This window comes from Leptolyngbya sp. PCC 6406, from assembly GCF_000332095.2.
GTDB lineage: Bacteria > Cyanobacteriota > Cyanobacteriia > Phormidesmidales > Phormidesmidaceae > PCC-6406.
Map to the genome: position 1 here is coordinate 5,279,473 of NZ_KI913949.1, position 24,601 is coordinate 5,304,073.

A 24,601-nucleotide genomic window follows, 5' to 3' on the forward strand; every position below is an offset into this window, starting at 1 on the left:
GTTGAGGTCAGAGTCGAATGGGTTTTTGCCGAAAACCTCCGCTCGCCCCGTCACAGCATCGACGCCCTTCTGAGGTGTCCAGCGTTAGCACCTCTGCCACCATAGGCAAAACCCGTGCCCCAGAACCATCTCCGCAACCTCCCTTTACAGTTCGACAGGTTCCGTTAAGTCAGTGGGCGCAACTGGCGCAACCATCGCCCATTCTCGGTGAAATGCGATGGCCGAACATCAACGTAAGCCGAGACAATATGGGCTCCGAGGAATTCAGGAGTTAGGAGCCAGGAGTCAGTACTCTCCTAGATTCTGGCTCCTAACTCCTCACTCCTCCCCAAGAGATTTGTCCCGCTTTGAGTTGATACCCTCCGGGCGCTCGCGGTCAGTGCGGTGAGTGGGTGCTAGGTCAAAGTCTGAAGCAAGCCGGTCTAACCCGTCAATAATGATCTGAGGAGAGGTGATGGACAGGGCATCGTAACAGCGATCGCGATAGTCTGGCGCTTGCTGAAACCCTACAATGGCCCGCTGTAGTGGCTCGATCACCGCATAGGCCGCTTCAGCTTTTGCCAGTGCTGCGGTTGGGAGTGGCTGATGCCGTCGAACAACGGATAAGTCGATTAGGTCGCGAGAGAAGACGGAGCGATCTGACCAGCGATCGCTATTGGCCATCAGTTTTTCGGCAATCCTATCTACCGCGTTGAGGCAGGCAACCGGACACCACGAGGGCTGTTCTGGTTGATCGAGAACAATTCTACCCTCAGAGATGATTTCAAAGCGGATAGTGCTACCTTGCATCACAACCGGAAATCGAATTCCATACTGGTTAGCTTGAATCTCGCGGGGCAGTTCCACCTGGGAAGGATCTTCAAACAGAGCCCGGTATTGCTGCTTGAAGATGGCATTTCTAAGCTGCTGGTAGCCCATTGGGCTGGAACACAAGAAATCGATATCTTTACTCAGTCGATACTCGTCATACAACAGTGCCAGCAGTGTACCGCCACCCAAGTACACCTGACAGTCCAGCAAAAACGACGCCTGGAGCTGGCCAAGGATGGATAAAATCTTTTGATGCTGATCTTGAGTAAACAAGCTGCTTAACCAGGAACCATACTGCTGAGCCAGTTGATCGATAAACGTCCGCTCTTCAGGTTCAAGCGGGCCACTGCGATAGCGCCAGCCTCGTTCATAGCAGCGCAGCATTTCTAGCGGGGTGAGCTGGTAGATATCTTTGACCTGCCAGCAAACTTCTGCCAGAAAGGGGAGTCGAGTTGGTACGATGGCGGCTGATGTCATAGCACATGATGAACGAGTACCACTGTTGCCGGAGGTGATTCGGGCTAAAGCTCCAGTTCACCAGGGGGCGGCAGCAGCCTGAGCATTGGACTATAGATTCTGCTCCTCCCAGCACTTTGTGAGTAGTTACGCCCCAATAACATCCTTAAATCACAGGCATAAAGATCGAAATCCTTCCATGAACCCCTCATAAGCATAGATACACATATCAAGCACATCGCTCAAAAAACCAGAAGAAACCTCATAGTCTAAAGGCAAAACAAGCATATACTTAAAGTACAAGATTTTCTTGTCTTCAGAAATATCAAAATGCCCCATAGGCAACTTGTTATTAACCCTAGGCAAGGAATTCACAAGTCCTGGCAAGCCCTCATCACTGATTTTAAAATCATATTCTGCATAAACTTGAACAAAAACAGAACCCTCCAAATCTTCAGAAAGTGGGTACACCGTAAAATCAAAGCTATTCTCTTCCCCATTCTCATCGTCCCAAAGAACGGATAGTGTATTGTAAACAAAGCCTTCGGATTTGCTCAGAAACCTAGTCTCATAGTCCAGAGCTTCTGCGGCTACCTGCAAATCAAGTAACTTGCCAATCTCATCATTACTACTCATAAAACTCAGTATTTTTCAATCCAATTGTTTTTATCGGCACAATAAGCACTACAGAAACTCACGTTTATTAATTGCTTCTACAAGCATTTTAATTTGCTTTTGTGGATCGCCATTCTCTTTAACAAGCGTTTTTTCACTAATGCCTAATGCCTTTAGATACATCTGGATATTTTTATAGTCTAAAATCACCTTCTGCTCGTCCTGCTCATAGGACAGATCCACAATTAGTTTGATCAGGAACTTAACTTGTTTCAGCCTAAAGTCTTCCTTTGCTGCCGTTGATTTTGTATGATCAAAGATAGACTTGGTCTGTTTACCCTTTGCCATCTTACGAGCCGCTCTGTCTCGTGCCTTCTGTTTCGCCATTCGTGCAGCAGGCAACGATAAATCAACAGCAGTGGCAGCTCCCTTGGTAATAGCTCCCCCCATTGCTCCTATGCCGCTCAATGTAGCCACTGAGCCAGCTATCCTAGTCATCTCGGTTGCAATATGGATGGATTGTCGTGTTACTCGCTTCGTATTTGCATCTCGCAGTTCTGTAGTCATTGAAAATTCAGCTACATCTTCACGGCTGAGCTTTCTGCTAGATTCCTCTGCGACTATTTCTTCTTCTAGTTTTTCGATATGTAATTTTAGTTGATCTCTACGGGCAGTCAATTTATCTTTTTCTTTAGCTTTCTTCGCATCACTGATCCGTCTCAATCCTTTCCATTTTTTCAGATTATCTATATTTGCTAGCCGCTTCTCCGTATCCCTTAAAACCTCTTTCTCATTAACGATTTCAGCCTCTTTAGACCGATAGAATTTGGATGCCGACTTTAGAGTTTCTTTGTCTACACCTTTCTCTTGAGCAATCGCTTTACGACGCTCGTTCATAAGCTTACGACTAGAATTTGAGATTGCCAAATAATAGCCATCCATAATCATTTTAACGGCAGCGATCGCGATATCGAGACCCGGTATCGCCGCCATCAGTCCTCCCGCAGCAGCTCCCTCTACTAACTCAATAAAAGATTTAATCGACAATACAATTGATTTAGCACTCTCCAAGGCATGAAGACCTACCTCTGTAGACTTTCTGGCAATTTCTTCAGTGCTGTAGTCCTGGTGGTTCTTAATTAATTCAACAACTCCCTTCATTGCCAAGAAGCCGTCTTTAATGCCTCCAAAGGCAGCTCCATAGCCCTCAAATGATGACCCCAATCCTTTAGCGAGAGTACCAGATGCTCCACCTTCACCCAGGGTATTTACCAGCTTAGATACGGATTCCCCTGTTTTCATGGCACCTTGTTCGATTTCCAAGAAAATCACGAACGTTTCTGCTGCCGATTTCTCAGGATCGCCTAGGTCTTTAAAGCCTTTTGCCAAACCTAATAATCCCGTAATTCCAGTGATGCTATCCCCTACTATGCCCATGTTTTTAGCATGGTGCAAATCTGACTTACTAGCGGTAGGGTTTCCTTCGGCATCAACCTCTCCCCCAGACCCTGTTTTGATAGTCTTGTTATTCAATGCATCAGCAACACCCGTTATTCCTTCATTGCCAATTAATGTTCCTGGGACACTAGTAACAGCCCCTACAACATCATTCGCCTGATCTAGTTTACTAGCACCTTTTTCCTGTTTAATCGGCTCAAAAACATCTTTGCGTACATATAAATTCTTCGAGGCTTTTTTACCTTCAATATTTACAACTTTGTACCATACATAATGTTTCGGTCCCGTTTTATCTACCGCGCTAAAATCTTCTTGGTTAGGGCCACGTCTTGAGTAAATTTCTGTGTCTGTATCAATAGTAAGTTGTTGACCATGAATAATTTCCTGGTCTTCTACTCCGTCATATATAGTGCCATTCACCATTTTCACCAAGTGAGAGACGCCTGTTACAAGAACGTCTGATGGCACCCGTTGGATAGATGGATTTGTCCTACTAAGACTGACAGCTTGCTTGCTGACGAGGGTATGTTGTCTCCTGACATCCGTTCCCTGCGCCATTGCTCTAGAAACAGAAACAACATGCTGCTGCTGTACCGAATCACCTGCTGTAGCGGCGGACTGGGGCTGGTTAATCTGCGCTACGACTTGCGCTGCCACTTGGTCGGCCTCTTGCTCATAGGGGTCGCCGATGGCTCCAACAGTGAGTTGAGGTTGAATCGGGAGTGGGGCGGCTACCGCCGCAACGGGCGCGTGTCCATAAAAACTGGCTAGGGGATTTTGGGTATCGAGATGAACACGTTTATCACCGGCGTGCCAGTCTGGGGTTGCTACCGGAGGGTTAGGGGCTTTGGCCTGGACCACGGGCGGGGTTGGCATGAAGCGTGCCGCAGCCTTACCAATGGATCTGCCAGCAGAAGTCTTAGCCTGACTCTGATAACCCATGACCATTAACCCCCTTCACAAGCTAAAGCGGTTAAACAATAAACACAAAAGGCCCCTTCTCTCTTTAAAATCAATTCGGATTGTTATATATCGCTCATAAAAGTTGCACTGTATCACGATCATAATCGCGGAACATTCTTCACTACAATAGCCGATAGTCCTCAGTTGGCAAGGACGTGAGTTTCTGAATTCGTTCCATAGTAGAAGCTCAAACTCTATATCTAGAGCACTATCGTATAGCTGCATCGTAGGAGAAGCGTTCTAGTCATGCCATCAGAGCGATCAGTCCAGGTGAATTGGCAGCAGGCAAACCTCAGCTATGTCCTCGGTTGCCTAACGTTGATACAAAACCTCCTCGATCGACTCATTGCTACCATTCACGAGCGTTACGATGACGTACCCGAGACAGCGACGGTGGATCTAGCCGCCATTTCGGCGCAAATGCCCACTCACCCTGCCCTGACCCAACTTGGTCAGCAGTTCCAACTATCAACCTTCGAGCTCAATATTTTGTTACTTTGCGTAGGAAGAGTGGTACATCCTGATTTCCCTAATCTGTTTGCCTTAGCCCATCGCAACCTAGAGCAGAACTATCCCACCTTTCAACTGGCACTAAAGCTATTTGCCGATAGTGATTGGCAAGCCTTGACCCCCAGTGCGCCGCTACGCCGTTGGCAGTTGGTGCAGTTGGCACAAGGTGAGGATATTGCCCAAGCCCGTTTGCAAATTGATGAGAGCATCCTGCACTATCTGCTGGGCGAGCCCTATGACGATGCGGTGTTGCGGGAAGCGATTGAGCCCTTTTCTATCACCCCAGCCATCGACCGTGCATTGACACCATCCCATCAAACGATCGCAGATCAGATGGTGGCTCTATTGCGCCATCGTAAATATCCCGCGCAGGTGCAACTCTGCGGATCGGAAGTAGAACAAAAATGGTCGATCATCGCCACTGTAAGTACGCAACTCAATCAGCCCGTATATGTGCTCACCAACAGGGCTATTCCCCATGAAATCAGCGATATCAAACGCTTTATTATGCGCTGGCAGCGGTGGGTCGCCTTGTCCCCTAGTCTCCTGTTAATCGATGCCGATCAGCAGATGGATCATGTCGAGGGTAGCCCCTTATCCCTGCTGGACTTCCTATTGCGGACCCTTAATAGCCCTATTATTCTCTCAACCACGGAGCGGCGGTATGTACCCCAATGTGCCCTAGTATCCTTTGATGTGGCACGGCTTAGTTATCGCGAACGGTTGACGCTTTGGGAATCTGCCCTCGGTGATAACACGGCAAAACTGAATGGTCAGCTCCATCGGATTGTCTCCCAATTCAATTTGCCCCCAGCCACGATTGAGGCAGCGGGGGTATCCATCCAACAGCTTGATACGGAAGATCCTCAGGGAGACAATCCTTTCACCGAGAAACTTTGGCAGTTTTGCCGCACTCAGGCCCGTCCCCAGCTAGACAATTTAGCTCAGCGCATTGACACCACCGCAACCTGGGATGATCTGGTACTGCCCCATCGCGAAAAGGGCATCTTGCAGATGATTGCGACCCAGGTGCAACAACGGGCGAAAGTTTACGAAGAATGGGGCTTTTCCCGCAAAAGCCAGCGGGGCTTAGGCATTAGCGTGCTTTTCTCGGGGCAAAGCGGCACAGGTAAAACGATGGCGGCAGAAGTGCTGGCAAAGCAATTTCGGCTCGATCTCTATCGTATTGACCTGAGTACGGTCGTGAGCAAATACATTGGTGAGACGGAGAAAAACCTGCGCCGTATTTTTGATGCCGCAGAGACAGGGGGCGCAGTGTTGCTGTTTGATGAGGCCGATGCACTGTTTGGTAAGCGTACCGAGGTGAAGGATAGCCACGATCGCCACGCCAATGTGGAGGTCAGTTATTTATTGCAGCGGATGGAATCCTATCAAGGGTTGGCCATTTTGACGACAAACCTGAAAAAATCGCTAGATCAAGCATTTATGCGGCGGATTCGGTTCATTACCGATTTTCCGTTCCCGGATCGGGAGGCCCGTACAGAAATTTGGCGGCGAATATTCCCGAGTCAAACGCCCATCCAAGGTCTCAAGTACGACAAATTGGGAAATTTGAGCGTCGCGGGGGGGAACATTCGCACTATTGCCCTGAATGCCGCATTTCTCGCCGCCGCCGCCGAGGAACCCGTACAGATGGGGCACATTCTCCAAGCGGCCCAGCAGGAATATATTAAACTAGACCTCACCCTCACCAGCACTGAAGTGGCCGGTTGGGTAGCCAGGGAAAAATCCTAAATGAAGTGCCGATTATTAAAGGTCCGCGTTCCTTAGAACCAGCCGTCCCTATTCCTCAGCCTGGTTCTGCAAGACGAACAGTTCCCCAATGCCCTTCTCCGCCAGATCGAGAAGCTGATTCATCTGGACGCGGGAAAAACTGCCTTCCTCAGCGGTGCCCTGAATTTCAATGATTTCTAGGGTTTCATTGAGCACCACATTAAAATCCACGGCAGCGGCCACGTCTTCCTCGTATTTCAAATCCAGGAGGAATTCGCCCTCCACGATACCGACGGAGATGGCGGCAACCTGGTGCCGCAGGGGCGAGGCCGTCAGGTCACCAGCAGATATTAGGGATTGGATCGCATCCCGGAGAGCGACATAGGCTCCGGTGATGGCGGTGGTGCGGGTACCGGCATCAGCCTGAAGCACATCGGTATCCACCAGCAGGGTGCGTTCCCCCAGGGCGGCGAAATCGACAGTGGAGCGCAGGCTACGACCAATCAGCCGCTGAATCTCTTGGGTGCGTCCAGAGAGTTTCAGCACCTCCCGTTGCTGACGCTGGGGGGTGGCTCCGGGCAACATACGGTACTCCGCTGAGAGCCAGCCGCGTCCGCTGCCCTCTAGCCAGCGGGGCACACCGGGTTGAACAGAGACGGTACACAGGACCTGGGTCTGGCCGCAGCGGGCCAGTACCGACCCGGCGGCAAAGCGGGTAAAGTGCCGCTCAAAGGAAACGGGACGGAGTTCGTCGGCTTGCCGTTGGTCTGGTCGCTGCCATGCCATGTGGGTTGTCTCGTGGTGCCGGGGTAAAAATTCTCACCTAGAATACCGCAGGGGATAGGGGGGAGACTAAAACTGGCGTAGGAAGCGGAGATCACTGCTGTAGAGACGACGAATGTCGTCAATTTCGTGCTGCACCATGGCGAGCCGTTCCACCCCCAACCCCGCCGCGAAACCCGTATAGACCTCGGGATCGTAGCCCATCGCCTGCATGACATTGGGGTCGATCATGCCACAGCCCAGCACCTCTAGCCAGCGGCCCTGCCATTCCACATCCACTTCTGCCGAAGGCTCGGTGAAGGGGAAGAAACTGGGGCGGAACCGAATCGGGATCTCGCCGAAAAGCTCGTCAATGAAGGCCCGAATCGTCCCCCGCAGATCCGTGAAGGTGATGCCCTTGTCAATGGCGAAGAATTCAATCTGGTGGAACACGGCTGCGTGGGTGGCATCTACCGTATCCCGGCGATAGCACCGCCCCGAAGCCAGTACCCGCATCGGGGGATCGTGATCCTGCATGTGGTGGATCTGAATATTAGAGGTATGGGTCCGCATCAATTCCCCATTGGGCAGGTACAGGGTGTCCTGCATGTCCCGCGCCGGGTGATCGGGCAGAAAATTCAGCGCCTCAAAGTTGTAGTAGTCCGACTCCACCTCGGGACCGCTGGCGACGGTGTAGCCTAGGCCGACAAAAATATCCGTAATTTGGTCAATGATGCTGTTGATAGGGTGGACCCGCCCCTGGGGACGGTAAACCCCAGGCAGAGTCACATCCAAGGTCTCCGCCTGGAGTTGGGCGTTGATTTGAGCCGTTTGTAGGGCATCTTTGCGCCGATCCAGTTCCGTTTGCAGGGCGGTCTTGACAGTATTGACCACACTGCCAATGCGGGGCCGATCCTCCGGTGGCAGTTTGCCCATGGCTCCGAGTACCTTAGACACCTGTCCTTTTTTGCCCAGGTAGTCTACCCGGAGCTTTTCGAGGGCATCTAGGGTGTCGGCTGCTGCGATCGCGGCGATCGCAGCAGCTTGCAGAGTCGTCAACTCTTGTTCCAGGCTGGTGGGCACAGGGGTCATAACCAACGGATTGCTTTACCAGGGTCATCTTTTCCAGTGTATGGGGAGACCGGCCCCTTCGGGCAGCCCTCGCCCTGCTTTAGTGGCATGGTGTGAGCAACATGAGGTCTGCCCAGGCAGGGCAGGCAGGGCAGGTAGATTCAGGCAGGTTCGGGAAGTATTCAGGCAGGCAGGTGATGGAACTTTTGATTAGTAACGACGATGGCATCTTTGCACCAGGAATCCGCGTTCTGGCAGATACCCTGGCGGCGGCGGGCCATGGTGTGACGGTGGTTTGTCCCGATCGAGAACGATCCGCTACCGGTCACGGCCTCACCCTCCACAAACCGATTCGGGCAGAGGCAGTACAGGGTTTGTTTGCACCGGGGATTCAAGCCTGGGCCTGTTCGGGGACCCCTGCCGATTGTGTGAAACTGGCCCTAGGGGCACTGTTGGATGACTTACCGGATATGGTGCTGTCGGGTATTAACCAAGGGGCCAATCTGGGCACCGACGTGCTCTACTCCGGCACCGTGTCAGCAGCAATGGAGGGGGTGATTGAGGGACTCACTGCGATCGCCTTTAGCCTCACCAGTTTCAAAGCTCGCAACTTTCAGCCCGCAGCGGCCTTTGCCCAGGCATTGCTGGAGACCCTGACCACATCCCCGTTGCCGCTACCCATGTTGCTGAACGTCAACATCCCTGCTGTCGAGAGTGGAGCCATCAAGGGTACGGTGATTGCCCGCCAAGGCATTCGCCGCTACGTAGATTTGTTTGAAAAACGCATCGATCCCCGAGGGAAAACCTATTATTGGCTGGCAGGGGAAGTTCTAGAGGATGTGGTAGATATACCAGAAGGTTACGAAGCCTTAGCCCAGGAGCTCCAGCGACTACCAGATTTCGCTACCTTAAAAGGAATTCCTACGGATGTCCAAGCAATTCGCGATCACTTTGTGACCGTGACGCCCCTTCAGTACAACCTCACGTCTTTGCTGGGGTTACATCATCTGCACCGCTGGCAAGCCCAGGGGGTAAATCTTCCAGTTTGTCCTGACTAGGGCTTCTAGGGAGAGAAAGCTAGAGAGACTCCCAGGAGCACACCTGTTCACCGTCTTGCCCTAACAAAGAGATTTTGTGAAGATTTGCCACGACCTTTCTATACAGATATATGCTAGGTCAAGGCTTGGGGATGAGCGATCCCAGCAAAATTTTCATATCATGAAGGGTAATACCCAAAGATGGTGGGGTCTCTTCCACAGTGACTTGTCAATTCTCGACGCGACCTACCCATGTCTGACCTACAGGACCAGTTTCTGATTCGCTTCTGGGGCGTGAGGGGCAGCATTGCTTGTCCAGGGCCAAAGACCGTTCGTTATGGCGGTAATACTTCCTGTGTGGAAATGCGGGTGGGGGGTCATTTGCTGATCTTTGATGGTGGCACCGGACTCCGGGTTTTGGGTACCAAGCTTCTGTCGGAGATGCCCTTAGAAGCCAATATGTTCTTCACCCATTCCCATTGGGATCACATTCAGGGCTTCCCCTTCTTTGTTCCCGCCTTTGTGCCGGGCAATCGCTTCAACATCTACGGTGCGATCGCACCCAATGGCTCCACCATTGAGCAGCGCCTCAACGACCAGATGCTGCACCCCAACTTCCCGGTGCCCCTGCAAATCATGGGAGCCGACCTGAAGTTTTGCGATCTAGAGGTGGGGGAACCCGTCGAGATCGAAGACATCAAGGTGGAGAATACCCTCCTCAACCACCCCGGAGAGGCGGTGGGCTACCGAGTCACCTGGAAGGGGTGCTCAGCAGCCTATGTGACGGACACGGAGCATTTCCCCGATCGCCCCGATGAAAATGTGCTGTGGCTGGCGCGGGATGCAGATGTGATGATCTACGATGCCACCTACACCGACGAAGAATACCACCACGAAAAAACCAGCAAGGTGGGCTGGGGCCATTCCACTTGGCAGGAAGCCGTAAAGGTGGCCAAGGCCGCTAATGTAAAACAATTGATTATCTTCCACCACGATCCCCTCCACAACGACGAATTTATGGACGAGGTGGCGAAGAATACCACCGAAGCCTTCCCAAAAAGCACGATTGCGCGAGAAGGAATGGTGATTGACCTCATGGCCGCTAACGAGCCTGCTGTTCACGCCTAAGGGTCAGCCCTGGGATCATGGCAGCGGCGAAATATGTAAAAATATGAACCGTGTGGGTCACTTCTTCTCTTTCGACTATTCACGCCCCAACGGTCATTGCCCTGGGCAACTTTGATGGGGTCCATCGGGGCCATGAGCGCGTCATGGAGCCGATTTTGTCCTCGGGTGCCGGTGATTTGGCGAAGACACCGTCTTGGGCTGAAGCCAGGGCTGACTTGACCCTGCCACCGATCTGGGGGTATAGCGATCGCACGCCGCTGCTTCTAGATTCCTGCGATGGTCAGGGGCCGGCCCATTGGAGCCATCCTCCCCAGCCTCCAATGGGCCTACCGAGATCGACCCCGACACCAACGGTCGTCACCTTTTATCCCCACCCTCAGGAATTTTTCTCCGGCACGCCGCGCCCCTGGCTGACCCCCCTAGATGAGAAGGCGACCCTATTGCGTGCTCTGGGGGTGCAGCAGTTGGTCCTGTTGCCCTTTAACCCCGAGCTGGCCACCCTCAGCCCGGAAGCCTTTGTCGAGAAAATCCTGATCCATTGCCTCCAAGCCCGCCACATCAGCGTGGGAGCGGATTTTCGTTTTGGTCACCGTCGCGAGGGCACTGCGGCACGATTGAAAACTCTCGCAGCCCCCCACGGCGTCACCGTCACTGTAGTGGATTTGGCCCAGGCGGGGGGCGATCGCATTAGCAGTTCCCGTATTCGCGAAGCCCTGTGGACAGGGGATTTGGCTATGGCTCGTCAACTTCTGGGGCGTCCCTATGCCATCTCGGGACGAGTGGTTCAGGGGCAGCAGTTGGGTCGTCAACTGGGCTTTCCCACAGCGAACCTGCGGGTGCCGATGGAAAAATGTCTGCCTCGCACCGGAGTCTATGGGGTTCAGGTCTATGGCATACCAGGTTCCTCCCCCCAGTGTCCCCTAACGGGGGTGATGAACCTGGGAGTGCGGCCCACGGTGGCGGGCCAGACCCAGACCCTAGAGGTGCATGTGTTGGATTGGGCAGGGGATTTGTATGGTCAAACTCTGACGGTGACTCTGGAGGCGTTTCTACGGCCAGAGCAACGGTTTGACTCCCTGGATCAGCTCAAGGCCCAGATCCAGACGGACTGTCAGCGGGCTAGGGCGCTGTTACGGGTGGGCAATCGTCCGGAGGTCAGGGCATGATAGCCCTATTGGTCATAGGGGATATTCATGGGCGATCGCGTTGAGCAACTGGTAGCCAATCTCAGCAAAACCATCGTGGGCAAGGAGGATGCCATCCGCTTGGTCCTGGTTGCCCTCTTTTCCGGGGGCCATGCGCTGCTGGAGGATGTGCCGGGGGTGGGCAAGACGTTGCTGGCCAAATCCCTGGCCCGATGTATTGATGGCACGTTTCAGCGGATTCAATGCACGCCGGATTTACTCCCCAGTGACATCACCGGCACCAATATTTGGAACCCCAGTTCCGGCGAGTTTCAGTTTTTGGCAGGCCCGGTGTTTGCCCATGTCTTGCTGGCGGATGAGATCAACCGCGCCACTCCCCGCACCCAGTCGGCTCTGTTGGAGGTGATGGAGGAGCAGCAGGTAACCCTAGATGGAGTTTCCCGCCCAGTGCCGAAGCCGTTTTTTGCGATCGCAACCCAAAACCCGGTGGAGTACCAAGGCACCTTTCCCCTGCCGGAGGCCCAAATGGACCGCTTTGCCCTGTCCTTTAGCCTAGGCTATCCTGGCGAGGCAGAGGAATTGCAGATGCTGCAACGGCTCTCTTCCCAGGTTCGTCCCGAGCAGCTCCAGCCCTGCATCACCCCGGCAGAAGTGGCGGCCATCCAGCAGCAGTGTGCCCAGGTGCGGATCGATGTCTCAATTCAGCAATACCTGCTGGCGCTGGTACGGGCAACCCGCACCCACCCGGACATCACCCTGGGGGTCAGCCCCCGAGGGGCGGTGGCGTTTCACCGGGCAGTTCAGACTCTGGCCTTCCTCTGCGATCGCGACTACGTTCTCCCAGATGATGTCAAACACCTCGCCCCCCACGTCCTCGCCCATCGCCTCATTCCCGGCAGCGGCCATCAAGCCCTAGATCTCGTGGCCACGATCCTGGAAACCGTCCCCATTCCCACTTAAGGCACCCACACCACACTCAACAAGATCCTGTCAAAAAGTGGGAGGATGCCAGTTTTCCGCGACCCAGATCTTTCGAGACCCAACAACATATTCATTGTTCAGCTTAAGGGCATGAACCGTAGCTCGGGCTGTTGCAGTTAAGCCCACGATCTGGATTCCTGCATCAGCCCAGACAAAAGCATCAGGGCTCGAATCGGGTGACCTCGCCAGCGTAACAAGGCACAAGCATGAGCCTTCTTCAGCATCAATTGATCGGCTGCCAGCGAAAGTTCCTCTAATTCTCGCCGCTCTTCCATAGTCAGAAGGCTCTCTTGGTTGCTTTCCAAAAGAACCATATGACGTTCCTGTTGAGTAGGTGGAATCTGGCTTTGATTGCCCACAGCCTCTAGCCCTGGGGCACATCGGGCACGGTATCGGGGTCGCCCAAGTTTTCCGCTCCAGGGTCGGCGGTAGGCTCCGCCTCAGGGGTGGGGCTCACCTCTCCGCCGACGGGGGCGAGGGGTTGGTTCATTTCCCGATGCACCGTCTCCGCAATGCGGCGGATCAGTTCAGCGGCGCGGCCATCGTTGTGGGGGCGCTGGATTAGGGTGGACAGGATGTAGCGTTTGCCGTTGGGGGCTTCTACCAGGGCTACATCCCCCAATAGGGTGCCAATATCCCCGGTTTTGTTGAAAACCAAGGCCCCCTCAGCAATACCAGCGGGAATCAGATCCCGACTGTAGGTACGCTGCATGATGCTGAGGAGGCGATCCCGCGATCTCGGTTGGAGTAGATCGCCCTGTTCCACCAGAGTCAATATCCGCACCAGATCCCTGGGGCTGGTGGTGTTTGTGCCCTCCAGATCTGGCAGGGGGTTGCGAAGGACGGTGCTCCTCAGACCCCAGGACTGAAACTGCTGGTTCAGGGCCGAGGCTCCTCCCAACAGCTCGATCATGAGCTGGGTGGCGGTGTTGTCGCTGGCGATCATCATTTCCGTCGCCACGGTGTAGGCGGTGTAACGGGTGCCTAATGCATCCGTCTGCATCTCACCAGACCCACCCACAACGGAGGATTCCTGGAGAGTCACCGCCTGATCTAGGGTGAGGCGACCCGAGTCCACAGCGGCGAGAAAGGCAACCAAAATCGGAACTTTGATGGTGCTGGCAGCGGCGATGGCAGTGCCACCGTTGATATCGGCGTAGCGGCCCGAATCTAGATCCAGCAAAAAAGTAGATTGGGTTAGGCCCGGTGCCAGCCCCTCCAACTCCAGCAGCGCATTTTCCAAATGGGTAATTTTCTCCTCCAAGGGGAGGTCTGGGGAAAGGGCGGCGCGGGGAGCATTGTCTCGTTGTTGGGCAACCGCTGGAGCGGCGGTGGGATCAGCAGAATTGGAGCTGGCAGCCCGATTTTCAGGATTCAAAGTTGAGAGTAGGGTTCCCGCGATCGCGGCCATGCCCACCCCTAAAATCAGTAGGCGAATGCCATAGAGCACAGGTCGGGGGGCGCGTTGGGGGCGACGCCGGGGAGCGCGGCCCCGAGGGGCCGATCGAGAACCCTCACGGCGGGGCGGTCCTCCGGTATCAACCTGGGTGGGAGTGGACCAAGCGGACCGCTGACGCAGGGGGGTGACCTTACTGGGGGCCGCACCACTCCGACTCCGAGGGGGGCCAAAGGGCACGGTCTGCCCACCAGGGCTGGGATTAAGGGGCGTCGCAGCGTCACGGCGGGGGGTGTCATCGGACCGAGGGATCTGGGGTAAGGGCTGACCCGTCACCCAGGGAGAGGGTTGGGGAATAGGGGTCGGACGGGGCGGGGCCGCACCACTACTGGGAGTGCGATATACCGGGCCGGAAGACGCAGGAGGGGGCGACGCAGGGAGCGGCGATGGCCGAGTATCGCCCGCAGGACGCCGACCCTGGGTTCGGGGAGCGGGCTGGGGCGGCGGAGCAGTATTGCCCTGGGGAGCCTGGGGTTGAATCCACTGTCGCCAGCGGCGGCGGGCCGAACGATGGGTCAAGGACTGGCCTCGAAGTTCAGCGGGGGTGGGGTTACCGGGAGGGCGCTGGTAGGGCATGGGCCGATCGGCCCCGCTCCCCGTCCCAGCCCCACCATTCTGAGCCGGAGGGGAATACCGACGAAAGGGGGCGTGACCATTGTTGGAGCGATCGCCATGCTCTGCCATAAATTGCCTATCCCTCCAAGACGCCCATGCCGAACAATTGATAATAAAGCTGAATGTCAAAACACGCCCGAGAAAGCGGTCAAAAAACCTAGGGCGACTCGTTAGAAGACGGCTGAGGGGGCTGTAAATCATTGGCACGCCCCAGTGCCCAGTCCATTTGCCGCAAAATCCCCCTCAGCATAGCTAATTCCTGTTCGGTGGGCGCAGCCCGGTTAAAAAAATGCCGGAACTTTTCCATGCGGCTCTCGCAGGTGTGGGGATATACATAGCCAATCTGCAACAGCACTGTGGCGAGCTGGTTATAAAAGCCCTCTAACTGATCCAGTGTTGCCACTGGTCCAGGGGTTAAGGGGGCAGGGAACTGCGATCGCAGTTCTGCACCGGACTGGGATTCCCTTGGGACTACCGCCCGCCCCAGCTCATAGCAGCACACCGCCACCGCCTGGGCCAGATTCAGAGAGGGATAGGCCGGATTACTAGGAATGCCCACCCAGCGCTGGGCAAAGTTCAACTCCTCATTACTGAGTCCCCGATCCTCTGGGCCAAAGATCAGGGCAGTGGAGTTCGGAGCAGCATCGAGCAGCCAAGGGAGGGCTGCCTCCGGGAGTTCCAACGAGGGGCCTTGGGCGCGATGGCGAGCCGTCGTTGCGATCGCACGACGACACCCCTCCAGCGCCTCCGGTAGAGTGGATACCACTTGGGCAGTCTCCAACAATGCCCCAGCATGGACCGCCATTTGCCGCGCCTCATCCCCCAGGGGATCACATTGGGGGTTGACTAGCACCAGCCGCGCCAGCCCCATATTGGCCATTGCCCGTGCCACAGAGCCCACATTCAGCGGACCTGCGGGCTCCACCAGCACAATCCGGATGGCGCTGAGCCGGTGATCTACCCCTTTATTTCCCACTTCTGATTCCGTCAAGCCCCCTGACCCCAGTACGCGCCTCAGGTCCAATCTAACTGCACGGCCCGAGAGATTTCCGTCTCTATGGCTCCGATATAGCGGCAGCGGTCAACCATTCTACGCCCTCTGGTGTGGCCGCTGGCTCCAGCACCACCGCTTCATAGGGAATTACCCCCTGGCTTTCACTGCCCAAACATTGGGCCGCCGCCTTAGATAAATCGAGGGTGCGCTGACCAATATAGGGACCGCGATCGTTGATGCGGACCACGACGGTTTTGCCATTCAAGCGATTGCGAATTTGCAACCGGGTACCAAAGGGCAGAGTTTTGTGGGCGGCGGTTAGCTCGTACTGGTTGAACCGCTCCCCGTTGGCAGTCTTACGGCCATGGAAGCCCGGACCATACCAGGAGGCGGTGCCGTAGAGGGTTTCGCCCGTGGGCTGGAGCCCCTGCATCGCCATCTGCACCTGGGCCAGGTGCAGGGGATCAGCGTCTAGGGCAATCCGTAGGTTGTTGACCCACTGCACCGCCACCGCCGCCGCCGGCAGTTCGGGATGGCTACGCATGGTTTCGTCTACGACAAAGAGAATGTCGGTATTGACGCTGGCAGCGGCAAAGTTTTTGCCAAAGAGGGGGCGAATATCCCCTGCATTCAGTTGGCCCGACTGGATCTGCGATCGCAGCTTCCGCACAATGCGCTGGGCAGAGACCTGGCCTGTCACTTCGCCAATATATTGGTCGTAGACCCAAATTTGCAGTCGCGACGCAGCGGTCATGGCTATGGGCTGGGCCTGATAGGGCAAATGAGGAGGAGCCTCCAGGCATAGGTTGTCACTAGCGATCCCAGCCGGAAGCTCAGTTCCGGCACCTTCCCCAGCACTGGCATCTACAATCCGCACTGCACCCACCGCATCCCACTGTTTCCAGTCCGCACCGCCTAGGGTTGCAGATTCCGGATTGGCAATGGAGGCATCCAGAGGTTCCAAGGTGGCTGGAACACCAGGAATTGCTGGGGCCTCAACCATCGTCAGGGAAATCGCCGGATCCAGCGCCCCGAGACCAGCAGTGAGCACAGGGCTCAGGGTCTCCTGGGGGAACGTCTTATCGGGTTTCAGCGCGGGGAAGGGAACGAGCGCCCATTCAGTCTGATGAGCTACCAGGGCAACACTGTCTGGGACGAGCCAGCTTGTGGTAGAGGCGTAGCTGCTGAACTGCGCCTTAGAAGACAGCCAAGAGTTGCCCCAACCGTAAGCCTTGGCCAAGGGCATAAACCACGTGGATACCTCTGCACCCTCCTCCACCGCCCTCGATTCTGTCTGGGCTGGAGAGTCTTGCCGATCTACCCCAGGGGTAGGTGGTGTTGCTTGGTTGAGAAGCGAAGCCGCCCAAACCAGTCCCAAAAGTTCCATAGGTGCTTGTTGTTTGCTAGAGAAAATCTGCGAAGCAACAGGATTTCAAGAAAGAAAACCTTGAATCCGTAACGCCGGACACAAAGTTGAGCAGTTTTACAGTATAGAGGGTAATTCCTCAAACTGGGGATCGTCCCTGTTTCCGGTCCCCCTTCGGTACACCACCCAGGCCCCCAAAGGTCCGTGACAAAAGCGTTACAGCCCTCAGCCCCCAGATCAGCTCCTAGCTCAGTCACGGTCCCCAGCCCCCAGATCCATAGCGGTGATTGCTAGAACCTGAGGGACTAGCTTGAAAAAAACCGTAGATCGAGCTTGCTCCTCAAGGAGAGGCTGCGCCTTAGGGTGGCCATGCCGGAGCCTATTGCCCCTTGGGCAATAGGCTTTGCGTCTCCCGGAGGAAGAAAAGCGGGTTGATCGGTACGTTTTGATCGGTACGTTATTGGACCACTGATTCCTTACCGGCAAGATCCTCGGAAAACTGCGAACCGCAGCCCCCTGAATTAGCTTTAAGATGAACTCACTAACACAGTTCAAGCACAGTTCAGGGCTATAAAGTTTCTATTAATGGCGTTGGTGCGAGGATATCGCAGCCTGATCTCGCCCCTTCTGCCCCCCATGTGTCGATTTCAGCCCAGTTGCTCATGCTATGCCCTAATCGCTCTGGACCGCCACGGAGCTATGGGAGGCAGTTGGCTTGCCCTCCGCCGGATTGTCCGTTGCCATCCCTTCCATCCCGGTGGCTACGATCCCGTACCGGACGTGTTTCCCACCCTGGGTAAGACCAAACTGACGACGCTCATCTCTACACCAGGGGATTCCGCTACCCCTCAAACGACTGAAGTCCCTGCCTCACGTCCGCAGAAATAGCCAGCCTGGGTAGATTAGGTGAATTGACCAGTGTGTACCCGCTATGCCCCATGGATGGACGAGAGTTCTATTCCAGCCTGATCAGACTGCACATCCTGCACCATGCCGTCGAGGAGCCGATTTTTGGTCTGGGGATTATTGAGGAATTGGCGCGCCACGGCTATAAGTTGAGCGCAGGCACTCTCTATCCCATGCTCCACGATATGGAGCGCAAGGGCTATCTCTACTCTTTGGAAGAGCGAACAGGGCGACAACACCGCCGCTTTTACCGCGCCACCGATTTGGGTAAAACCACCCTCGAATCAGCCAAGGAGAAAGTACGGGAACTGTTTGGAGAACTTTTTGAGCAGGGGTCGAACCTCTGAAACCACCCTCCTCCACAACACAGAAATCGGGTAGGAATTCGCGGCAATTTGCTCTGTAGCTTAATCTCGCAGCCCTATCGCCCCAGAAGACTGCCACTGTATTGCAGAATACGCAGAATACAAGGAAAGCAGTATATAGGCTTTCGATATCGAAAGCCTATATACTGCTTTCCAGCAAGCCTCTGTATCTGGATAGGAGCTTATCTATGGGGCAGGTTGAACAGCCGGATCTGGTGAATACGCCACTGAGGGGATCTGCCCAACTTCAGGAGTTGGCGAAGTTGTTCCTCAGGCTAGGAACGGTTGGCTTTGGAGGGCCTCAGGCTCACCTGGCTATGATCCACGATGAGGCGGTGGTGCGGCGCGGCTGGCTCACTGAGGAACAGTTTCTGGAAGGGGTGGCAATTTGTGAGATGTTGCCCGGTCCTGCCTCGACTCAAATGGGGATTTATACCGGATATATACGGGCTGGACATCTGGGGGCTATCGTGGCCGGGATCTGTTTTATTGCCCCTGCTTTTTTGATTGTGTTGGTGTTGTCCTGGGCTTACTTTCGGTTTCAGGGGGTGCCCCAGATTGATGATTTATTTCTAGGGGTCTCGCCTGTGGTGATTGCGATCATTTTCGGCTTTTGCTGGAAACTCGCTAAGAAGGCAATTAAGGACTGGCAGGGGATCGCGATCGCACTTGCCGTCCTGATCACAACCCTACTGTTTCAAGTCACGGTCCTAGGGCAGTTCATCCTAGCGGGCCTAGTGGGCTTGATGCTTTACCGCCCTGGTAATAGCCCGCCGCCGCCCCCCACCCCCCGCGCAACTGCCGGATGGTTGCCCTTGTTCCCGGTGCTACCGATCCTGTCCACCCCCTTGGCTACCCTACCGGGGGAGGTCTTGGCCCTGTCCAGCTTCTGGGGCTGGGAGCGCATTCAGACGTATTTTGTACCCTTAAGCCTGTTTTTCCTCAAGGTGGGCAGCTTTATCTTTGGCGGAGGGTTGGTGATTATTCCCCTCTTGGAGTTCGAGGTGGTGGGGCAGTTGCAGTGGCTGACCCAGAATGAATTTATCGATGGGGTGGCCATTGGGGAACTGACCCCTGGTCCCGTGGTGATTACAGCGGCCTTTGTGGGCTACAAAGTGGCGGGAGTCTTAGGGGCACTGGTGGCCGCGATCGCAATTTTCACCCCCTCCTTTTGCTTCATCATGGGGGCTGCCCCCTTCCTACTCCGCATTCGGCGCAATCCTCGGATCAAAAGCTTTCTCAGGGGGGTGACCCCAGCGGTGCTAGGTGCGATCGCGGCAGCGGCAGTCCCCTTAGCTCGGGCCGCGATTATCCAAGACACCCTACCTAAAACTGGGGTAGCGGTCGTTGTCGGCTTGGTGGCCCTAGTCGCCCTCATTCGCTTTAAGCGGCCCACCTGGCAGTTGGTGCCCGCTGGAGCCGGGGTCGGCCTCCTAGCTGGGGCACTATTATCCAATTAAGCCCCTATCCAATTAGGCCCTCACAGGAAAATAGCGTACCCGCTGATCTCTTAAGCCAGGGCCGCTAGGACTTGGGCAGTGGTAGCGGTCCAGCCGACGATCGCCCCCTGAGCCCGCACCATCTCCAGGGTGGCCTGCTTGAACTCGGGAAAATAGCTCTCGGTAGCATCCTCCACCAGCAGGCATTCATAGCCGCGATCGTTGGCCTCTCGCATCGTGGTTTGAACACAGACCTCCGTCGTCACCCCCGTAAAGAGCAAATGGGTGATGCCGTGCTCCTGCAAAATTCCCCCCAGGGGGGTGGCGTAGAAGGCTCCCTTCCCCGGTTTCTCGATCACGATTTCCCCCGGCTGGGGCGCAAGGGCGGGGATGATGGCATTCCCCGGCTCCCCCAGCACCAGAATGCGCCCCATGGGACCAGGATCGCCAATTTTCAAAGCGCTCTGGCCCCGACAGCGCTTACTGGGGGGACAGTCGGAGAGATCCGGCTGGTGGCCTTCGACGGTTTGAATGATGAGCAAATTGCGATCGCGAAAAGCTTGCTGAAGACTCTGAATTGCGGGAACCACCGCCTGTAGACGCGACACATCATTGCCAAGGGCATCCCCAAAGCCACCGGGCTCCAGAAAATCCCGCTGCATATCAATAATGATCAGCGCCACACCATCATAGGTAGGGAACTCGTAGTCATAGGGCTGGGCAGAAAGGGTGACCATGGCTGAATTTAGGGATGACTAATGAGTGCAGCAACGATTCTCCCGAGAAACATCCCCCATATAGCACCCCCTCCACTGTTTCCAGAGGAGGGGGTGCTAGAGAACGTTAGTTGTAATCGGGCTCTAAAGACTAGTGGGAGAAGACTAGAACTGGTAGCCCACACCGCCTTGAATAGCCAGCGCCGTATTGCCGCCGTCACGGTATGCGCCAAAGGCGATGATGGCATTGCCAAACAGAACTAGATTACTGTTGGGGAAAAGATAATCAACACCAGGTTGCAGGACAAAGGCAGTTTGGTTCCCTACCGGAGAGGGGGTATCGCCACCCGCAAAGGAGACCCCAGCCCCCAGGTAAATGTCCGTATTCCAATTCAGGGCGTAGTCATAGGACACGGTGGGTACAAAGGCAAAACCCCCGCCCCCGACAAACGCCTGAGCCCGAATAGAGACAGGGACTTCTAAAAAGCGGTAGCGTCCCGCAATCACCCCAGAAAAGTCACTCCCCCGGCCCGTGGTGGAATCATTGGTCAGGCCAAAGGAGGCTCCCAAACCGACATAGCTGCCGTAGGCAGCTTGGGCTTGGGCTGGTTCCGCAAAGGAAAGGGTACTTAGCCCTGCGATCGCACCTCCAACAACTGCCCCACACATCCAGCCCATGGCTTGGCGCATTTGACTCATCATCCCGGTCTACTCCTCAGGCTCACAAAAACACTTGTACACAGGGACACCACACAAGGGACAGTATCAACGATTGCCTTCCATCCCCCATCCCCCTTGCCACCAAAGGTAACTCACATTCCTGACTTGGGAGACCCTAATTGACTGGGTTAAAGCCCGACAATACTGGGGATTCAGCAGTTCGAGGCCATTTGTCACGGACTAATTCAAACAAATTAATCCGGAAACGCAGAAAAATTGCAACAAAAGTTTACAATTCGGCTCAATGTCGGCGGGATCAGCCCGTGTTCCGCATTCCAGCGGCGATCCCATTAATGGTGAGGAGCGCCCCCCGCAGCAGTTCCTCCCGACTATAGCGGGATTTGATCACCCCAGATGTGGTGTTGCGATATTGCCGCAGCCGTTTCAACAACGACACCTGCAAAAAGCCCAAAGGCACAATACTGCCATTACGAAGATGGACAGAGCGCTGGAGGTCAGGATCGCCGTCCAGCAGCCGCTCATGCCCAGTAATGGCCAGCACCATCTCACAGGTGAGGTAAAACTCCTCCGAGATCGTGGCAAAAAGGGCCTGGAACCGTTCTCGGTTTTCCGGCTGGGTCAGTTCCTGGACATAGTGCTCGGCGATTTGGGGATCCACCTTGGCTAGGGTCATTTCTACCTTGGAAACCACCATTTTGAAAAAGGGCCATTTCAGGTAGAAATAGCGCAGCAGTTGTAGATGTTCCTCCGGGCGCTCCGCCAAAAATTCCTGCAAGGCCGTCCCCACCCCATACCAGGAGGGCAGCAAAAATCGGGCCTGGGTCCAGCTAAAGACCCAGGGAATCGCCCGCAGGCTAGCCAAGGTCTTTTTGCCCCCCCGCCGAGCAGGGCGGGAGCTGATCTGAAGTTGGCTGATTTCCTCAATCGGAGTGACTTGATGGAAAAAGTCCACCAGATCCGGCTGCTCATAAATTAATTCGCGGTAATGACGGCGCGATCGCACCGCCAAACCCTCCATAATCTCGTTCCAAGGCTCAATTTCATCCACACTGCTGTGGAGCAAACTGCCCTGGATCACCGCTGCGGCCACCGTTTCCAAATTGTACAGAGCCAGATCCGGCAGATTGTACTTCGATGCCAGCACCTCACCCTGCTCCGTAATTTTGATGCGGCCATTCAGGCTGGCTCCGGGCTGGGCCAAAATCGCCTCGTAGGCTGGCCCCCCCCCTCGACCTACGGAACCGCCCCGCCCATGGAAAATTCGCAGGGCAAACCCATAGCGATCAGCAGTCGTCTGGAGCGCCTGCTGAGCCTTGTGAATTTCCCAGTTGCTGCTGAGGAAGCCAGAGTCCTTGTTGCTGTCGGAATAGCCCAACATCACCTCCTGAAGAGGGGTAGACCGTCCCTCCACCGGAACCGGAATGCGCCCACCCTCCAGCACAGCCCGATACAGGGGCAGACTAAAGAGCTGATTCATCACAGCGGGAGCCCGCTGCAAGTCCTCAACGGTTTCAAAAAGAGGCACCGGCTGGATACTAGCCTGCCAAGTAGCCGGATCATAAAGCCCTGCCTCCTTCGCCAGCAGTAGCACCTCCAGCAAGTCGCTAACATCATGGCTCATGCTAATGACATAGCTGCGGCAGATCTCAGGGCCAAACTCCTGATGCAGACGACGCACCATCCGGAAGGTCTCAATGGTTTCGCAGGTGCGTTCCGAAAAGGGGAGTTCAGAGGGCACCAAGGGGCGGCGAGTTTGCAACTCCTGGGTCAGCCAAGTGGTTTTTTCCGCCTCCGAGAGGTCGTTATAGGGCTTGGGTAGCAGTTGCAGATAGTCCGTAATCTCATTTAGAGCATCGGAATGAAGGGAGCTTTCCTGCCGCAGATCCAGTTGGGCTAAAACAAAGCCGTAGATTTCCACCTGGCACAGCAGGGTCTCCAAATCCTGACAAACTAACCCCGTCGCCTGGAGATCCTGCTGGATTAACCGCAATTCCGTCAGAAACGCCTCCCCCGTTTCATAAAGGGGGATCTCCGGTCCATCCTTAAGGGTTTCAGCAATCAGTTCCCCACGATAGAGCTTGAGCCCCCGCTGGAGAGTATTCTCCAACCGCTGCATCATGTAGGCCAGCTTCAGGCGATAGGGCTCCTGGCGGTAGCGAATGGCCCACTGTTCGTAGACCTCGGGCATATAGCGCTGGTCTTGGTCTAGGGAATCGAGCAGTTCGGGCTGAACCTCACTCCAGTGCAGGGAGAGACTGAGGAGCTTGGTCAGATGATCCAGGGAGTCGATGTATTTCTGAATCACCAGATTGCGTTGATAGCAAGCGGTTTTCCAGGTGACGGCGGGGGTGACAGCGGGGTTACCATCCCGGTCAGAGCCCACCCAGGAGCCAAAACGACAGAAGTCCTTGCGGGGGGGGCGCAGGCTAGGGAAGGTGGCCTTGAGAGTGCGCTCAAAGCGCTGATAGAGTTTCGGCAATGTGTCGAAGAGCACCACCTGGAAATAGTGGAGCGTGTGGTCCACCTCGTCCAGCACCGAGGGCTTGAACTGGTGCAGCTCATCGGTGCGCCACCAGAGACGGATTTCCTCTGTAAGCTGCTCCTTAAGGGAGTCAATTTCCCAAGAGGAGGCCACACCTAGGGCTTGGACGCTTTCTTCGGCCCGGTCTAACCGCCGCAGGATATCGGCAATACGGCGCTGTTTGTCCCGAATGGTGTGGCGAACAATTTCCGTGGGATGGGCCGTAAATACGAGGCGGATATCCAGGTTGTCCACCAGCCGCTGAATCAACTGGGGGGGCACATTCAGTTTTTTCAACGTCGGCAGCAGCCAGTGAAAGGTGCCCGTTTCCTTACGGGAGGCGGAGAGCCCTAGGGGATCGGTGGCCACAGTGCCTTCAGGAGCTTCTCGGAGGAGGGGCTGGGGGCGCAGGGCAGTGACGCCATGGATAGCGGAGAAGGGCGCAACCTCGTCATAGGCGACTTGGTACTGGCGCTGCTGCCCTTGCTGCTCATAGTGCTGCTCCACACTGTTGATGAGCTGAAAGTAGAGGGCAAAGGCCCGCGCCGCCTGAATGGAGTCCTCTAGCTTCAGATCTTCGACCACCTGCACAACGGTCTGTACTTGGGCAGCCTCGGCGGTGGGGGCTTGTCCCTCTGGGGAGCAGATGCGCCGCAGCAGGTGGAGTAGGGTCAATAAATCCTGACCACATTCATCCCGTAGGACGGTTTCCCAGATATCTTCCACCACCTTGAGGCGGTGCTGAACCCGCAAATCATAGGCGGATCCAGGTGGAGTGATGGCTCCGTCAATCCGAGATTGGGGCATCAGGACACCATTGGCTTGCAGGCTAGTGGAGGCGGTCAGGGGAGGTTGCATGGGCGTGGACGCTG

The 24,601-nt window shown here is 55.4% G+C and carries 20 protein-coding genes; 8 read left to right on the top strand and 12 right to left on the bottom strand.

What is annotated here, in order from left to right; all coding sequences use genetic code 11:
- Window positions 1-318: 318 nt before the first annotated feature.
- The 3 genes from LEP6406_RS0223630 to LEP6406_RS0223640 all read right to left on the bottom strand — a co-directional run bounded on the left by LEP6406_RS0223630 (window position 319) and on the right by LEP6406_RS0223640 (window position 4,287).
- A complete protein-coding gene (locus LEP6406_RS0223630; protein WP_008319108.1) occupies window positions 319-1,287 on the bottom strand; it encodes a nucleotidyl transferase AbiEii/AbiGii toxin family protein in 969 nt (322 codons plus the stop codon).
- Window positions 1,288-1,437: 150 nt separating this feature from the next.
- Window positions 1,438-1,902 carry a YbjN domain-containing protein gene (locus LEP6406_RS0223635; protein WP_008319106.1) on the bottom strand — a complete coding sequence of 155 codons (465 nt, stop codon included), beginning with the start codon at window positions 1,900-1,902 and terminating at the stop codon, window positions 1,438-1,440.
- A gap of 48 nt (window positions 1,903-1,950) precedes the next feature.
- Window positions 1,951-4,287: a hypothetical protein gene (locus LEP6406_RS0223640; RefSeq protein ID WP_008319104.1), complete on the bottom strand. Its 2,337-nt coding sequence runs from the start codon at window positions 4,285-4,287 to the stop codon at window positions 1,951-1,953.
- 261 nt (window positions 4,288-4,548) lie between these two features.
- On the opposite strand from LEP6406_RS0223640, the gene LEP6406_RS0223645 reads away from it, so the two are divergent.
- A complete protein-coding gene (locus LEP6406_RS0223645) occupies window positions 4,549-6,567 on the top strand; it encodes an ATP-binding protein (protein WP_008319102.1) in 2,019 nt (672 codons plus the stop codon).
- A gap of 48 nt (window positions 6,568-6,615) precedes the next feature.
- Here LEP6406_RS0223645 and rph read toward each other — a convergent pair whose 3' ends face one another.
- Both rph and pheS read right to left on the bottom strand, forming a co-directional pair.
- Entirely contained in the window at window positions 6,616-7,332 is a 717-nt protein-coding gene (gene rph, locus LEP6406_RS0223650; RefSeq protein ID WP_008319098.1) for a ribonuclease PH, read from the bottom strand.
- Window positions 7,333-7,398: 66 nt separating this feature from the next.
- A complete protein-coding gene (pheS, locus tag LEP6406_RS0223655) occupies window positions 7,399-8,400 on the bottom strand; it encodes a phenylalanine--tRNA ligase subunit alpha (protein ID WP_008319096.1) in 1,002 nt (333 codons plus the stop codon).
- A 176-nt stretch (window positions 8,401-8,576) separates the two neighbouring features.
- Between pheS and surE the strand changes: the two genes are divergently transcribed.
- The 4 genes from surE to LEP6406_RS0223675 all read left to right on the top strand — a co-directional run bounded on the left by surE (window position 8,577) and on the right by LEP6406_RS0223675 (window position 12,649).
- Window positions 8,577-9,437: a 5'/3'-nucleotidase SurE gene (surE, locus tag LEP6406_RS0223660; RefSeq protein WP_008319094.1), complete on the top strand. Its 861-nt coding sequence runs from the start codon at window positions 8,577-8,579 to the stop codon at window positions 9,435-9,437.
- A 231-nt stretch (window positions 9,438-9,668) separates the two neighbouring features.
- On the top strand, window positions 9,669-10,544 hold the full coding sequence (locus tag LEP6406_RS0223665) for an MBL fold metallo-hydrolase (RefSeq protein WP_008319093.1): 876 nt from the start codon (window positions 9,669-9,671) through the stop codon (window positions 10,542-10,544).
- Between the two features lie 50 nt (window positions 10,545-10,594).
- Complete coding sequence (locus LEP6406_RS0223670; protein WP_008319091.1) at window positions 10,595-11,710, top strand: bifunctional riboflavin kinase/FAD synthetase; 1,116 nt, start codon at window positions 10,595-10,597, stop codon at window positions 11,708-11,710.
- A 27-nt stretch (window positions 11,711-11,737) separates the two neighbouring features.
- Entirely contained in the window at window positions 11,738-12,649 is a 912-nt protein-coding gene (locus tag LEP6406_RS0223675; protein WP_008319089.1) for an AAA family ATPase, read from the top strand.
- A 137-nt stretch (window positions 12,650-12,786) separates the two neighbouring features.
- Here LEP6406_RS0223675 and LEP6406_RS29490 read toward each other — a convergent pair whose 3' ends face one another.
- From LEP6406_RS29490 to LEP6406_RS30680, 4 genes are all read right to left on the bottom strand, one after another.
- On the bottom strand, window positions 12,787-13,029 hold the full coding sequence (locus LEP6406_RS29490; protein WP_155834752.1) for a hypothetical protein: 243 nt from the start codon (window positions 13,027-13,029) through the stop codon (window positions 12,787-12,789).
- Between the two features lie 5 nt (window positions 13,030-13,034).
- Window positions 13,035-14,810 (bottom strand): hydrolase, encoded by a 1,776-nt coding sequence (locus LEP6406_RS30675; protein ID WP_008319085.1) that lies wholly within the window; start codon window positions 14,808-14,810, stop codon window positions 13,035-13,037.
- A gap of 88 nt (window positions 14,811-14,898) precedes the next feature.
- Window positions 14,899-15,732 carry an RNA methyltransferase gene (locus LEP6406_RS0223690; RefSeq protein ID WP_027269387.1) on the bottom strand — a complete coding sequence of 278 codons (834 nt, stop codon included), beginning with the start codon at window positions 15,730-15,732 and terminating at the stop codon, window positions 14,899-14,901.
- Between the two features lie 64 nt (window positions 15,733-15,796).
- Window positions 15,797-17,122, bottom strand: a complete 1,326-nt coding sequence (locus LEP6406_RS30680; protein ID WP_008319081.1) for a septal ring lytic transglycosylase RlpA family protein — start codon at window positions 17,120-17,122, stop codon at window positions 15,797-15,799.
- Between the two features lie 564 nt (window positions 17,123-17,686).
- Between LEP6406_RS30680 and yidD the strand changes: the two genes are divergently transcribed.
- The 3 genes from yidD to chrA all read left to right on the top strand — a co-directional run bounded on the left by yidD (window position 17,687) and on the right by chrA (window position 19,832).
- On the top strand, window positions 17,687-17,989 hold the full coding sequence (yidD, locus tag LEP6406_RS31655) for a membrane protein insertion efficiency factor YidD (protein ID WP_008319079.1): 303 nt from the start codon (window positions 17,687-17,689) through the stop codon (window positions 17,987-17,989).
- Window positions 17,990-18,039: 50 nt separating this feature from the next.
- Window positions 18,040-18,354: a PadR family transcriptional regulator gene (locus LEP6406_RS0223700; protein ID WP_008319078.1), complete on the top strand. Its 315-nt coding sequence runs from the start codon at window positions 18,040-18,042 to the stop codon at window positions 18,352-18,354.
- 206 nt (window positions 18,355-18,560) lie between these two features.
- Entirely contained in the window at window positions 18,561-19,832 is a 1,272-nt protein-coding gene (chrA, locus tag LEP6406_RS0223705; RefSeq protein WP_008319076.1) for a chromate efflux transporter, read from the top strand.
- Window positions 19,833-19,882: 50 nt separating this feature from the next.
- On the opposite strand, the gene LEP6406_RS0223710 is transcribed toward chrA, so the two are convergent.
- The 3 genes from LEP6406_RS0223710 to ppc form a co-directional block, all read right to left on the bottom strand.
- Entirely contained in the window at window positions 19,883-20,548 is a 666-nt protein-coding gene (locus LEP6406_RS0223710) for a cysteine hydrolase family protein (RefSeq protein ID WP_008319074.1), read from the bottom strand.
- 144 nt (window positions 20,549-20,692) lie between these two features.
- On the bottom strand, window positions 20,693-21,229 hold the full coding sequence (locus tag LEP6406_RS0223715) for a hypothetical protein (RefSeq protein WP_008319071.1): 537 nt from the start codon (window positions 21,227-21,229) through the stop codon (window positions 20,693-20,695).
- A gap of 274 nt (window positions 21,230-21,503) precedes the next feature.
- The gene (ppc, locus tag LEP6406_RS0223720; protein WP_008319069.1) at window positions 21,504-24,587 is read right to left on the bottom strand and encodes a phosphoenolpyruvate carboxylase; all 3,084 of its coding nucleotides are present in this window, start codon (window positions 24,585-24,587) and stop codon (window positions 21,504-21,506) included.
- Window positions 24,588-24,601: the final 14 nt, after the last annotated feature.